Source organism: Bacillus sp. SJ-10, from assembly GCF_002843505.1.
GTDB lineage: Bacteria > Bacillota > Bacilli > Bacillales > Bacillaceae > Bacillus > Bacillus velezensis.
On record NZ_CP025258.1, the window covers coordinates 1245274 to 1262398 of the forward strand.

Annotated in this window: 1 protein-coding gene; it reads left to right on the top strand. The window is 38.2% G+C overall.

The features are described 5' to 3' along the window. Positions 1-11: 11 nt before the first annotated feature. Positions 12-17114 (top strand): non-ribosomal peptide synthetase, encoded by a 17103-nt coding sequence (locus CXL14_RS06390; protein ID WP_089072465.1) that lies wholly within the window; start codon positions 12-14, stop codon positions 17112-17114. Positions 17115-17125: the final 11 nt, after the last annotated feature.

The window sequence follows — 17125 nt, forward strand, 5'->3', positions numbered from 1 at the left end:
AGAGGTGCAATATGAAACCCTATACAAAATCAGTATTAGAGGATGGAGTTAATATAACACTTGATCAATTACTTGGAATTTATGCTAACGAGAAATCAAGGGGAGTTTACTTTACTCAATCCGATGGCTCTGAATTGTTTGAGTCTTATGAAAGTCTTTATTTTAATGCCAAATCCATCTTAGGGGCACTACAAAAGCAGGGATTTCAGAAGGGCTCTTATATTATCTTTCAGACAAACAATAATTTATTCTTTATAAGGTTGTTTTGGGGTTGTATTTTAGGAGGCATGATCCCCGTTCCTCTGTCTGTACCGCTAATTGCATCGCCTGACACTGAAGCTTTCAAGAAGTTAGTGAAAGTAAGTGAGCAGTTGCCGAATGCGTGGATAATTACTGATGAAAGAAATTTAAATACGTTTAGAGAAAGTTATGAAGCCAATAATTTGAAATACTTAGAGTATGAAACCTTAGCATGTAATATGGAAGAGGGGCAATGCGTTACAGTAGATTGTCAGGACTTAGCGTATATACAATATTCGTCTGGCAGCACAGGTAACCCTAAAGGAGTAAAATTAACACATGAAAATCTAGTTTATAATTTGGCACAGATAGTAGATCGTTTGAAACTAGACACAAATGATGTCATGGCTAGTTGGTTACCATTGACACATGATATGGGCTTGATCGGTTATCATTTAACTCCGATATTTGCGGGTATATCTCATTCCCTTCTAAATTCGGGTACATTTTTAAAGAAATCTTGGCTATATCTTCAAAAATGTGCGCAATTAAAAGCAACGGTGCTTGTAAGTCCGAATTTTGGATTAGACTGGATGATAAAGACTGTAAAGGATTCACATTTAGAAAATATTGATTTATCTAGTGTGCGAAACATAATGTGTGGTGCAGAACCAATATCAATGGATACCATTAGACGATTTTATGAAAAATTCTCGTCTTCTGGCTTGCGTGAAAATACGATCCATCAAGTCTATGGTATGGCAGAAGCTAGTCTGGCTGTTACTATTCCTGAAGAAGGACATAATAGAAGTGTATGTATTAACCGTCATAAAGCTCGTATTGGTCAAGAAGTGGAGTATATAGAAACGAAGGAGCCAAATGCAGCAGAGTTTGCCATAGTAGGAGAACCATTATATGAATTAGAAATATTGATTGTAGATGATGAAGACCACATCTTAGGGGAAAATTACATAGGCAATATAGTGATCAAGGGGAAAAATGTATTTGAGGGATATATGAATCATGATAGTTCCCCTTTTAATGAACAGGGCTTCTTCTGTACAGGAGATTTAGGACTTTTACGCAATGGAGAACTCATTGTAATGGGCAGAAAGAAGGATATTCTGTTTGTAAATGGTCAGAATTATTATGCTAGCGATATAGAAAATATGTTAACATTGGCGATCCCAGAGTTGTCTCAAGTCGTTGTGTGTGGTGTTCGCAATCCGTCATCGATCAGGGATGAAATTATAGTATTTGTACATAATCGAAAAGATGCCAAGGCATTTTTGCCACTTGCCCATCAAGTGCAGGATATGGTATTAGAACGGGTTGGAATAGCTGCAGATTATGTAATTCCAATAAAAACGATACCGAAAACAACAAGTGGAAAGGTGCAACGTTTTCTTTTAATAGAGCGATTTGAGAATCATGAGTTTGATGATGTTATCGCAATAGCTCCATATTATTATGAGAGTAGCAAGGAATCTGCAAAGAAGCCAGCATGGAACAAAGCGGAGATTGAAAATCAAATCGTTGAAATTGCAAAAGAAGTATTCTCTATCCCTTCTTTGAAAGTAGACGATACGATTTCTCGGATGGGAGTTAGTTCGTTAACGTTGATTCGTTTCCAGGATGAAATCAATCAACGATTTCAAGTTGAAATCCCCATTGTAAGCCTTTTCAAAATGTCTACTCTAGAACAAATAATTACGATTGTAGGGGAACAACTACAGGTAGAGGATGTCCAAACATCTGAATTAACAGGGAATAAAGACATGTGGTATGAGCCATTTCCGGTAACAGAAATACAAGGAGCCTATTTAGTTGGAAGACAAAATATTATGGAAATGGGCAACATCTCCACACATGCCTATTATGAGTTTGAAACAGAATTAGATATTAAACGCTTAAACGATGCATTGAATCGAGTTTTAGAGCGTCAGCTTATGCTGCGTACTATTTTTGATGATACAGGAATGCAAAAAGTTCGGCGTTCTAATTCTTCTTATGATATTTGTATTGAAGATTTACAAGACTTGTCTTTAGAGGATCAACAAAAACGTATATTGGAAAAAAGAAATCACAGGTCACATTTTGTTTTTCAACAAGATCATTGGCCATTATTTGAGTTGTCTGCATTTATTCTTGGCGAGAAGAAAAATTATCTCTTCCTGGATATTGACTTATTAATTGCTGATGGAGGCAGTTTATTAATTTTAATACAAGAGATAATGGATTATTATGAGAAACCGAATATGGAGATTGAACCTTTAACCTTTCAATTTTCAGATTATGTAAGGGCATTGGAGAGCTTTCGTGAATCTTCCGCCTATCAAAAAGCTCAAGACTATTGGCAAGCCAAAATAGAGGATTTTCCCTATGCACCTCAGCTACCATTAGTTTGTGAGCCAGAATTCATAGAGAGACCAATATTTCAGCGCATGGAGAAGAGTCTGACAACTCATGAATGGAATGTTGTGAAAGGCTTAGCAGCTCAGTATGGTGTAACACCATCTGTATTCTTATGTACAATTTATGCGGAAGTTTTGGGCAAATGGAGCAATCAATCCAGAATGGCACTTAATTTAACTTTATTTAATCGGCAGTCCTTTCATCCAGACGTAATGAAGTTAATTGGAGATTTCACATCAGTTTTACTGTTAGATATTGATTTGTCTGTTCATAGTGCTTTTTGGGAGAGAGCATCTATGGTTCAAGATATATTATTTGAAGCAGTAGACCATCGTTTTTATAGTGGTGTTGATGTTATACGAAATATTGCAAGTAAGAGAGAAATGACTAGTAAAGCGATTATGCCAATTGTATTTACTAGTATGTTATTCGATAAATCGGAATTTACAGATGTTCTGCCAAAATTAGGAAAAATAAAATACGGAATAAGCCAGACCCCTCAAGTATTTTTAGATTTCCAAGTCACGGAAAGAGACGGACAATTAATGATGACTTGGGATTATGCGAAGGATCTGTTTGATGAAGATATGATCCGTGCCATGTTTGAAACGTATCAACTTCGATTGCAGCAAGTTATAGACAATAATCTTTCATCTATGCCGCTGCCTGTAACACAGTATCAACTACTGCTTGATTACAATGATACACAAGGAGATTATGAAGGGGATTTACTGCAAAGATTAATAGACCGGCAATGCCAGAAGACGCCAGATGCGATTGCAGTCAAATTAGGACAAGATACATTGACTTATGGCGAGTTGGCGAGAAAATCCAACCAGGTCGCTCGCTATTTAGCAGAACAAAACTATGCGCACAATTCTTATATTGGAGTTTGGGCAGAGAGACGAATCGAGACCATTGTAAATACGGTGGGTATTTTAAAAGCCGGCCATGCTTATATTCCTGTGAACCCGGAACATCCTGAGGAAAGAATAGAATATATCGTGGAACATAGTGATATCAAGCTCATGATTCATCCGGATTTATATGAAAAAGAGAACCTTTCCACCTATAACGATGGTGCCTTGGAATCGCTAGAAGGCTGCCAGCAGGATAGAGCCTATGCTATCTATACGTCAGGAAGTACTGGACAGCCTAAGGGTGTTGTGATCACCCATGAGGCAGTAGTGAATACACTATTAGATATTAATGAGAGATTCAAAGTAGGCAGCGAAGATAAAATCATTGCCCTATCATCGATGAGCTTTGATTTATCTGTCTATGATATTTTTGGAGCACTCATTAGTGGAGCCCAGTTAGTATTAATTCCCGATCTCTTAGATGTGGCCAGCATTCACCAGATCATGATCGAAGAAGAAATCACGATATGGAATTCGGTTCCGGCCATTATGGATATGTATCTGGAAAGCACAAAACAAGACACAGTGCGGAGATCTGCAGCAGAGCGCTTACGTATGGTGATGCTAAGTGGAGACTGGATTTCTCTTGGTTTGCCGGAGAAAATCAAAACAAGAATGCCAAAAGCACAAGTGATCGGGTTAGGTGGAGCAACGGAAGGCTCTATATGGTCCATCTATTTCCCAATCACAGAAGTGAAGCCAGAGTGGAAAAGTATCCCTTATGGATATCCGTTGAAAAATCAACAAATTTACGTACTGGATGATTGTGGAGAAGAATGCCCGGTAGGCGTTCCAGGAGAACTGCATATTGGTGGAAAAGGAGTCGCCGTAGGTTATCTCAATGAAGAAGAGAAGACGAAGGCCGCCTTTATCAACCATAGATTAGGGTATCTGTACAAAACAGGTGATTATGGTGTGATGCGTCAGGAAGGATATGTAGACTTCCTTGGAAGAAAAGATAGTCAAGTAAAGATACGTGGACATCGTGTCGAACTGGGAGAAATAGAACACTGTATCAATCATTTGCCAAATATTCACCAGTCCGTAGTCGCTGATTATAGTGATTCACATGGAGAGAAGCAGCTGTGTGGGTATATTGTTGCAGATGAGGCAGTAGAATTGGCAGAAATAAAAAGAGAGTTAGCCAAATATCTGCCTGATTATATGATCCCGGCACAATTCATACAGGTAGATGAGATTCCACTATCTGCAAATGGTAAGGTAGATCGTAAATTATTGCCGGACCCAGAAAAGTATATTGAAGAAAGTAAGATGATAAGGGGTTATGAGGCACCAAAGACCCAGACGGAAAAATTGGTAGTAGAGGCATTTGAACATGTACTTGGTATGGAAAGAGTAAGTGTAAATGACAATTTCTTTGATTTGGGTGGAGATTCGATTAAGGCTATCCATATTCTAAACAAGATAAGAGAAGCTGGATACGATAGCTCCATGCGAAATCTTTTGATGGAGAGAACACCGAAGCTAATAGCCATGAATTTATCCACGAAAAAAGAAATTATACCTGCGGAGCAAGGAGAAATAAGTGGTGAGATTTCACTGACACCAATTCAAAACTACTTCTTCGCACAAAATATGATGAATCCTGAACATTTTAATGTATGCCAAGTGTTTAAGGTTCGTGAAAAACTAAATGTCCTGGCACTACAAAAAGCTTTGTCTGCGTTAGTACAGCATCATGATATGTTGAGAGCTACGTACAAAGATAAGAAACAGGTTATAGGGAAAGTAGAAGATAAGAAATGGTACGGCTTTACAACAATAGCATGTGAATCTGAAGAGATTCAGGAAAAAATTAAGACAACGAAAGTAAAGATGGATTTGGCGGAAGGACCATTATTGCAGGCTGTTTTATTTAGTACGCCGGAGCAAGATTATATGATGTTGCTAGCTCATCATATGATAATGGATGTGATTTCCTGGCGAATTTTAAGTGAGGATTTGGAGAAGGGCTACTCTCAAGCTTTGAATCAGAAAGAGATAACATTACCAGCTAAAACCGTTTCCTTTAAAGTATGGAGCGAAGGATTAGCTCGTTACAGCCAGAGTGAAAAGTTAAAGAGAAGGATAGCTTACTGGTCAGAGTTAGAAAATAAATTGGTTGATGGCAAGTTAAAAGAAGATAGCACTGATGATAAATTCGAACCAAAGACAGCCGTGGTATGTCTTAATTCCACGATCACAGAAAAGTTATTAAAAGAAAGTGCACATGCTTATAATACAGAGATTAATGACTTACTTGTAACAGCACTGGGACGTGCGGTAAACAAAGTAACAGGTCAGAGAACGCTTGCTATACAGATGGAAGGACATGGTCGTGAAGAAACAGTAGGGTCTTTTGATTTAGGTAGGACAATAGGATGGTTCACTAGTATATATCCCGTAGTTTTAGAAGAGTTAGGCACTAATATTGCTCAGGATATTCGAAATACGAAAGAGAACCTACGACGTGTGCCAGCACATGGAATTGATTATGGCCTCATAAAGTATGCAGACATGGTTAATTCAGAAGAAATGGATGTGGAAGTGGCACCAGATATATCATTTAATTATCTTGGAGAACTAGGAACAAAGAAAGAATCTGGCGATCCATATTTTGAGTTTTCACAACTGGGTTATGGACAGGATACGGATCCTCGCAATCAATTTGGACCATCCATTAACGTCATAGGTCATGTGCAAAATGGTAGTTTATCTATGACAGTAACCTGCAACAGCAGTCGTTATTTAGCTGAGAGAATTGAGCAAATAGGAAAAGCATATGAAGAAGAACTGATAGCGGTCGCAGAACATTGCTCCCATGCACAGAAGAGTGAGTCAACGGCAAGTGATTTTGGTGAGAGGGTATGGAAAGATAGCGAATTTTGTTATGTACAGGAAGCTGCCAAAAACCGCGGCGAAGAAGTTCAACGTATCTATCCTTTGGCTCCTGTGCAAGAGGGAATGCTCTATGAGAAGCTTTTGGATGAATCCTCTACGAAGTATGTTGTTCAGCAGACGTTGCGATTGACGGAAGTAGATGTAGAGAAGATGCACAAAGCTTTTGAATCTCTAGCAACACAGCATGATATTTTACGTACAAAGATCTGTTATCGGGGAGTAAGTGTGCCAAGACAAGTTGTATTGAAAGAAAGAAATCTGGAATTTAATTATATGGAAGTAGATAATGAATCCGATTATCTTGATTTAAAGGAACAAGATGTAAAACGTGGATTTGATTTAGAAGAAGATACACTAGTTCGTATGAATCTGATAAAAATAAACAATAGTGGATATCGGTTGATCATGACGAACCATCATATTATTTTAGATGGTTGGTGTTTGCCAATTTTGCGTAGAGATTTGTTTAATGCGTATATGGCAACAGACGAAGAGTGTTTAAAAATACCTAATAAGACTGCTTCTAATAAAATGGGCAGCTATGAAAAATTTGTAGATTATTTAAATGAAAAAGATAAAGAGCCGAGCCTTAAATATTGGGAAGACCTTCTTCAAGGATATGAGACAAGGGCTGATATTCTACATATGGGTCGTCCAGAAGAAACAGAAGAAGAGAGTCAGAGTCAAGAGTTTAAGTTAAGCTTGGGGGTAACCGAACAAGCAGAAGCGGTATGTGCCAAGTACGATGTAACATTGAACACGCTAGTAGAAGCTTGTTGGGGCGTTTTATTGGAAAAATACAACTCAACCAATGATGTCGTTTTTGGAAAGGTTGTATCTGGTAGAAATGCAGAGATTGAAGGTATTGAAGAAATCGTTGGTTTATTTATCAATACAATACCTGTACGTATATCGACAACAAACGAAGACACATTTGCCGATTTGTTGAAATCATTACAGGACCAAGCAATTGCTGCAAATGATCACGATTTTCTTTCTTTAGCAGAAATACAGAATCGTACTTTATTAGGAAGGAATCTAATTGGAACCTTATTCTTCTTTGAAGGCTATCAAGGAACAAGTATCAATATTGATGGCAAATTAAATGTGGAATCTGAATATTACCGCGAACAAATCGGGTATGACTTGGGAATGACAGCATTTAAGAGTGATCGTCTTCATTTTAGAATTCTATTCAGTACAAAGCTATATAACAAGGAAGAAATAAACATTATCGGTTCCCATTTGCAAAGACTTATGGAACAAGCAATTGCAGCACCACACACGAAATTAACCGAATTAGGCATGACAAATGAAGCGGAAGAAATGAAAGAATTAGTACAGTTTAACGCAACGGATCGTGACTATCCAAGAGACAAGACCATTGTCCAATTATTTGAGGAACAAGTAGCAAGAACACCCCATAATACAGCAGTGGTATGCGGGAATGAGCAATTGAGTTACGCTGAATTAAATGCTCGTGCCAATAAACTTGCATTAAGGTTACGACGGGAATACCATGTCCAGCCTGATGATTTTGTTGCGATTATAGCAGAAAGAAGTATTGAGATGGTGGTCGGATTATATGCCATCCTGAAGTCGGGTGCAGCATATGTACCAATTGACCCGTTTTATCCAGAAGAACGCATCGAGTATATATTGGAAGATAGCCAGCCGAAAGCGGTTTTAATTGGTCATGGAAAGTATAATATTTCCCCTGAAAAGGTTGTCGACTTATATAGTGCAAGCAATTATGAAGAAGGTGCAGAGAATCCTGAACATGTAAATACTCCTCATGATCTTATTTATCTGGTTTATACATCGGGTACAACAGGAAAACCAAAAGGAGTTATGGTAGAGCATCGGAATATAGTCAATCAGCAGATGTGGACACAAAGAGAATATCCATTACACGAGGGAGAATCTCTTTTAATGAAGACCACTTGTGCCTTTGATGTTTTTGCCTGGGAAGTATTTTGGTGGATGTTAGCGGGTGGTAAACTTGTTATTTTGCAACAAGGAGAAGAAAGTCAAAGTGATAAGATCATCAAGGTAATTCAGGATTATAAAGTCAATGCAATCCAGTTCGTTCCTTCAATGTTCAATATGTTCTTAGAAGAATTAGATATGAGCAAAGAGAGAATAAATACGCTACGTTATATCATTAATATTGGTGAGAAACTGAATGCAGAAAGTGTGAGACATTATAATCAATTAAGGGAAAAAGGACAAGTAAGAGCAGAACTACTGAATCTCTATGGTCCAGCAGAAACTACAGTTAATTCCAGTGGATATCATTGTCCAACAGACTTAAATGTAGATAAAGTATGGATTGGTAAGCCTATTAGTAATACACAAATTTATATATTATCAAATGAAAAAATAGCCGGAATAGGTGTACCAGGGGAATTATGTATTGCAGGAGAAAGTGTGTCGCGTGGATACTTAAATCGTGAAGAATTGACAGCACAGAAATTTATTAAAAATCCTTTTGGTTCAGGGATGATGTATAAAACAGGTGATCTGGCACGGTGGATACCGGATGGAAATATTGAGTACCTTGGCCGTATAGATGATCAGGTTAAGATAAGAGGTTTCAGAATCGAACCAGGAGAAATTGAAAGTACTTTGATGGAACTCGAAGGAGTTAGTGGAGCAGCCGTTGTAGTACGACAAGACAAGCAAGGAGAAAAATATCTGTGTGCTTATGTAGTCGTTCATACAGAAGTAGAAAAATTAGACGAAGATACAATCAAGAGTGAATTACGCAAGAAGTTACCAGACTATATGGTTCCTTTATATATTATTCGAATTGACCAAATTCCATTAAGTCATAATGGAAAGCTGGACAAAGCGGCACTACCAGAACCGGAATACAAGTCTAAGGAATATGCAGCACCAACAAATAGAGAAGAGAAGTTAGTAGTTGAAGCATTTGAGAAAATCCTAGGAGTAACAGAAATTAGTGTCCATGATAGCTTTTTTGACTTGGGTGGTCATTCACTGAAAGTTACATTATTGTGTAATGAATTAGAAAAGACAATCGGTATAAAACTGAAGCTTAGTGAAATATTTGCTTTATCTACACCCAAACGTATTGCAGAAAGAATTGGAAGTTTACAATATGATAGTTTTTCGGAAATACCGAAAATAGCTAAAGCAGAGTTCTATCCTATGAGTTCTGTTCAAAAGCGACTTTATCTTCTCAATGAGATAGTAGGTCCTAGTATTTCCTATAACATTTCGAATGTCATAAAATATGAAAACACTCTGGATAAAGAGCAGCTACAGGGAGCGTTAGATAAACTCTTAGAGAGAGAAGAAGTATTGAGAACCAGCTTCCATCTTATTAATGGAGAGCCAGTTCAAGTGATTCAACCAGATGCGAGAGTAGTATTAGAATACAAAGAAGCAGATACACTAGATATTCAAGATGAATATGATCGTTTTGTTTGCCCATTTGATTTATCCAAAGCACCTTTGATGCGGGTTAAGTTACTACAGACGCCACAAGCTTCATACTTGATGCTGGATATTCATCATATTGTTTCTGATGGAGAAAGTCTGCCTATTATGATGAACTGGATAAGCGAGTTATATGAAGGAAATACTTTATCAATGCCAAGGGTTCATTATAAAGATTTCTCAGCTTGGCAAATGACTCAGGATATTACGAAGCAGGCGGCATATTGGAAGAACGAGTTCTCAGGCGAAATTCCAATACTAAATTTGAATACAGATTTCCAACGTCCTAAGAAAAAGAGCTTCAATGGAGCCGACGTAAAAACTAAGATTGAAGAACCAGTTTTTATGGAAATAAAAGAATTAGCGAAGAAGCATGGTGCTACGGAATTCATGATTATGTTATCAACCTTTATGCTTCTATTGAGCAAGTACAGTCAACAGGAAGAAATTATAGTCGGAACTCCTGTATCAGGTAGAACCCACGTTGATACACAAGACATGCTGGGGATGTTTGTAAACTCCTTGGCTATCAAAGGAAATGTGAAACAAGAGGAGAGTTTTGAACAAGTATTGCTAGGAGTAAAAGAAAAATGTCTTCTTGCGTACGATAATCAGGACTTTCAATATGAAGACTTGGTTGAGGCAGTAGATGTAAAGAGAGATTTATCAAGAAATCCATTATTTGATGTAATGTTTATGATGCCAGAGAGTGAAATTATGTCTGGTTCAAAGAGCATTATGAGTGGAACATGGGTACCAATGGAAGGAAAAGTAGCTAAGTTTGATCTGAATTTAATGGTAATACACACATCAGAGGGTTATGTGGTCAATTTAGAGTATTCTACAGATTTATTTAAACAGGAAACGATAAAGCAAATGTTGGATGATTATGTTTCATTGCTTTCAGAAGTTGTCAAGAATCCAGAAGATCGTTTGCAAAAGCTACTTAAGAAAGAGGATGTTAAGAAAGAGGAGAAAGATTCGACCCAAGCAGAGCTTGATAATCATGCCGATCTTTTGGCACGGCAAGTTTCAGATTTGATGAAAGCATTGCATCAAAGAGATCAAGCCTACTGGAAGAAGAAAGCAGGTGATTTCCCGGATGCACCACAGTTACCGCTTCTTTCTAATGGGAGTGCTGTAAACAACGCAACAGTAAAACGTTTAGAAACGAAAATTTCTGCAAAAGACTGGGCGATTGTGAGAAACAAAGCTTTGGATAACAGAATTGCACCATCTGCGTTATTGTGCACAATATATGCGGAAGTTCTATTTAAATGGAGCAATCAATCCAATATGGCACTTAGCTTAAATCTGTTTAGTAATCAGCCTTTTCATCAAGATGGAATGTCGCTGATGGGGGATTTTGTATCAAAATTGTTGTTGGATATCGATTTATCATCTCATAGACCATTTTGGGAAAGAACTACTGAGATTCAGAATCGGTTATTTGAAGCGTTAAACCACAGATTTTACAGTGGGGTTGATTTCCTGCGTGATCTGGCTGAACATCGTGGTCAAGAAGCTCAAGCTATAATGCCAATTATATTTACAAGCATGCTTCGTGGCGAAGTGGATTCTTTCAATGCCAATATAGGTAGTAGGGGAGAATTGAAATACGGAATAAATCAGGCCCCTGAAGTATTTTTGGACTTCCAAGTTGCGGAAAGCGACGGACAATTAATGATGACTTGGGATTATGTGGAGGATTTGCTTGATGAAGATATGATCCGTGCCATGTTTGAAACGTATCAACTTCGATTGCAGCAAGTTATAGACAATAATCTTTCATCTATGCCGCTGCCTGTAACACAGTATCAACTACTGCTTGATTACAATGATACACAAGGAGATTATGAAGGGGATTTACTGCAAAGATTAATAGACCGGCAATGCCAGAAGACGCCAGATGCGATTGCAGTCAAATTAGGACAAGATACATTGACTTATGGCGAGTTGGCGAGAAAATCCAACCAGGTCGCTCGCTATTTAGCAGAACAAAACTATGCGCACAATTCTTATATTGGAGTTTGGGCAGAGAGACGAATCGAGACCATTGTAAATACGGTGGGTATTTTAAAAGCCGGCCATGCTTATATTCCTGTGAACCCGGAACATCCTGAGGAAAGAATAGAATATATCGTGGAACATAGTGATATCAAGCTCATGATTCATCCGGATTTATATGAAAAAGAGAACCTTTCCACCTATAACGATGGTGCCTTGGAATCGCTAGAAGGCTGCCAGCAGGATAGAGCCTATGCTATCTATACGTCAGGAAGTACTGGACAGCCTAAGGGTGTTGTGATCACCCATGAGGCAGTAGTGAATACACTATTAGATATTAATGAGAGATTCAAAGTAGGCAGCGAAGATAAAATCATTGCCCTATCATCGATGAGCTTTGATTTATCTGTCTATGATATTTTTGGAGCACTCATTAGTGGAGCCCAGTTAGTATTAATTCCCGATCTCTTAGATGTGGCCAGCATTCACCAGATCATGATCGAAGAAGAAATCACGATATGGAATTCGGTTCCGGCCATTATGGATATGTATCTGGAAAGCACAAAACAAGACACAGTGCGGAGATCTGCAGCAGAGCGCTTACGTATGGTGATGCTAAGTGGAGACTGGATTTCTCTTGGTTTGCCGGAGAAAATCAAAACAAGAATGCCAAAAGCACAAGTGATCGGGTTAGGTGGAGCAACGGAAGGCTCTATATGGTCCATCTATTTCCCAATCACAGAAGTGAAGCCAGAGTGGAAAAGTATCCCTTATGGATATCCGTTGAAAAATCAACAAATTTACGTACTGGATGATTGTGGAGAAGAATGCCCGGTAGGCGTTCCAGGAGAACTGCATATTGGTGGAAAAGGAGTCGCCGTAGGTTATCTCAATGAAGAAGAGAAGACGAAGGCCGCCTTTATCAACCATAGATTAGGGTATCTGTACAAAACAGGTGATTATGGTGTGATGCGTCAGGAAGGATATGTAGACTTCCTTGGAAGAAAAGATAGTCAAGTAAAGATACGTGGACATCGTGTCGAACTGGGAGAAATAGAACACTGTATCAATCATTTGCCAAATATTCACCAGTCCGTAGTCGCTGATTATAGTGATTCACATGGAGAGAAGCAGCTGTGTGGGTATATTGTTGCAGATGAGGCAGTAGAATTGGCAGAAATAAAAAGAGAGTTAGCCAAATATCTGCCTGATTATATGATCCCGGCACAATTCATACAGGTAGATGAGATTCCACTATCTGCAAATGGTAAGGTAGATCGTAAATTATTGCCGGACCCAGAAAAGTATATTGAAGAAAGTAAGATGATAAGGGGTTATGAGGCACCAAAGACCCAGACGGAAAAATTGGTAGTAGAGGCATTTGAACATGTACTTGGTATGGAAAGAGTAAGTGTAAACGACAATTTCTTTGATTTGGGTGGATACTCGCTTAATGTAATCCGGCTGTGTAATGAATTAGAGAAGAGTGCAGGGGTAAGGTTACCACTTAGAGAAATTTTTGATTTAGTTACACCAAAAAATATTGCAGAACAAATTAAAAACTCAAAGGTTGTAAATACGTTTGAAGAAATACCAGAAATAGCAGAAGCAGAAAGCTATTCTATAAGTTCAGCTCAAAAGAGACTTTATCTTTTAGACCAACTAACAGGTCCTGGTACAACTTATAATATTCCTTTAGTAATCAAGCTTAAAGTTAAACCAGACAATGAGCGACTTCAGAGAGCATTGGATCAATTAGTAGAGCAAGAGGAAATTTTGAGGACAAGCTTCCATATAGTGAATGGTGAGCCAATTCAAAAAATTTCTTCAGATGCAAGAATTGTGCTGGAGCACAGTGAAGTTAATACAGCAGATTCACAGTATATCCAGGATGAATATAATACTTTCGTCCAACCATTTGACCTGTCAAAATCACCACTAATGCGTGCAAAAATACTGGATACTCCAAATGATTCATACTTATTTTTGGATATTCACCATATTTTATGTGACGCAGAAAGCATGCCGATTATGCTCTACAAAATACAAGAGTTATATGAAGGAAGAGAATTGTTAACACCACGAGTACAGTATAAAGACTTTTGTGTTTGGCAAAATGCTAGAGATATAACAGAACAGGCAGCGTACTGGAAGAAAGAATTTTCTGGTGATATACCAGTCCTGGATTTAATCATGGATTATCCACGCCCTCATAAACAAAGTTTTAGAGGTGCTAATTTCCGAACACAGGTAGAAGAAAACACGAGTATTCAAGTAAAAGAGTTAGCGAAGAAGTATGGTGCAACTGAGTTTATGGTTTTGTTATCCATCTTTTTCTCTATGTTAGGAAAATACAGTCGACAGGAAGAAATTATAGTAGGAACTCCAATATCGGGACGAAACCATACGGATACCCGAAATATGTTGGGCATGTTTGTAAACACTCTGGCAATCAAAGGGAATGTCTGCTCCGATGATTCATTTGAGGATGTATTATTAGGTATAAAAGAGAAATGTTTACAGGCGTACGATAACAAGGATTATCAGTTCGAGGATTTAGTTGAAGCAGTGGGAGTAAAGAGAGATTACTCAAGAAACCCAGTATTCGATGTGATGTTTGTATTGCAGGACGATGAGAGAGAGAGTTATTCGGATCGAATTCAATTTGGAACGAGGGAATCCGTTGAAGGAAGTATTTCTAAATTTGATCTTACCTTAACCATGATAAGTGATTCAGAAGGCTATAAGATTGATTTTGAATATTCTACAGACTTATTCAAACCAGAAACGATCGAGTACATGGCAAAACACTTCTTAACACTAATTGAAGGAGTTTTAATGTCTCCGGAAAAGAAGCTGCAGGATATTGCCATGGTAGATATGAACGAAGAAGCAAAAATATTGGATGAGTTCAATATGACGGATGCAGAATACCCTGATAATAAGACGATTGTGCAGTTACTTGAAGAGCAGGCTGCCAGAATACCTAATAGTATAGCAATTACATTTAATGGACAACAGCTGACCTATGCACAATTAAATGAACGGGCGAATGCTCTGGCAAGAAAACTTCGAATGGACTATAACATTCAACCCAATGACTTTGTGGTGATCTCAACAGAGAAGTGTTTGGAGATGGTGGTGGGTATATACGCTATTTTAAAGGCTGGAGCAGCTTACGTACCGGTTGATCCATCTTATCCAGAGGAAAGAATTAATTATATCATTAATGACTGTAAACCAAAGGTCGTATTATGCGGTACAAAAGAACCTGAAGCTGACATTCCTATCATGAATCTTCATGATGAGGCAAATTATAAAATGGAATGCAGTAACCTTGTCCATGTAAATCAATCAAGTGATTTGATGTATGTAATTTATACCTCTGGTACGACTGGCAGGCCTAAGGGTGTTATGGTTCAGCATGTAAATGTAGTGCGATTACTTAAGAATGACAAGTTTAAGCTTGATTTCTATGAAAATGATATTTGGGTTCAATTCCATTCTTATTGTTTTGATGTTTCGGTTTGGGAAATATTCGGATGCCTATTAAATGGAGCAAAGCTTGTAATTCCTTCTGAAGATACGGTAAAAGATGGATATGCTTTTGGAGAGCTTTTGCAAAAAGAAGCGGTAACAATCTTATGCCAGGTACCTTCGCCATTTTATGCGTTGATCGATGCAACGACAGGACAAACAATAAATAGTTTACGATATGTTATTTTTGCAGGAGAGGCACTTTATCCAACACATTTGAAGAAATGGCATGAGAACAATAGGCATTGTCGTCTGGTTAATATGTACGGGCCTACAGAGACCACGGTATACGCTACTTATCGCGATATTGATGCTGAAGCCATCGAGAGAGGAATTAGCGACATAGGAAAGCCACTTCCAACATTGAAGATTTATATGTTAAATGGAAATGAACTTTGTGGAATTGGAGTTCCGGGTGAGTTATGTATAACAGGTGAGGGTGTATCTCAAGGATATTTAAATCGACAAGACCTGACAGACGAGAAGTTTGTACACAACCCATTTGGATCCGGAAAGATGTATCGGACAGGTGATTTGGCACGTTGGTTACCTAACGGAAACCTTGAATATATTGGACGGATGGATGACCAAGCAAAAATCAGAGGATATCGTATTGAACCACGAGAAGTAGAAAGCCGTTTATTGGAGCTTGAAGGCATAAATGAAGCTGTAGTCATAGTACGAGAAGACAAAAGGAATGAGAAATTCCTGTGTGCCTATGTAATAACTGAGACAGAAATAGAAGAAAAGGACGTTAAGATCAAGTTAAGTAAAGTATTACCAGATTACATGGTGCCTGCACATATTATTTCGGTTGATGCGATTCCGCTGACAAGTAACGGGAAACTTGACAAAGCCTCATTACCACAGCCGCAGTATAAGTCAAAGGAATATATTGCACCACGAAATGAATATGAAACTCTGATCGTGCAGGCATTTGAGAACATTCTAGATATTGAAAAAGTCAGTGTAACTGATAGCTTCTTTGATCTAGGGGGATCGTCACTGAAAGCAGTGCTCTTGTGCAATGAATTGGAGAAGGCCATAGGAGTAAGATTGTCAATTAGAGATGTTTTTACTTTTGGTACGCCCGAGCAGATAGCGGGAAATATCGAGTCGATTGAGAGCGAGATGTTTGTGGCAATAGAACAAGCTTCAGCAGCTGAATACTACCCTACAAGTTCAGCTCAGAAACGACTCTATCTTCTGGACGAGATGACCGGACCTAATATTAACTACAACGTATCGGACGTTTATGCTTATGAAGAACCGCTGGATAAAGAAAGATTACAGAAGGCTTTGGATAAGCTGTTAAAGCAAGAAGAAATCTTGCGAACTAGTTTCCATGTTATGGACGGTGAGCCTATTCAAACGATTTCTCCAGACGCAAGGGTTTTAATAGACTACAGCGAAGTGGACGAAATAGATGTACAAACAGAATACGATAAATTTATACAACCGTTTAATTTATCCGAAGCACCGTTGATGCGTGTGAAATTAATGAAGACAACAACGGCCTCCTATCTATTTGTTGATATTCATCACATTATATGTGATGGAGAAAGCCTGCCAGTTATACTGCATCAGGTGAACGAATTTTATGAAAATGATGAAACTGATCATGAATAAGAGGAGAACTT

What these genes read in the sequence shown, in the direction of transcription:
- CXL14_RS06390 (WP_089072465.1), top strand. Translation starts at nt 12, where the DNA reads ATGAAACCCTATACAAAATCAGTATTAGAGGATGGAGTTAATATAACA.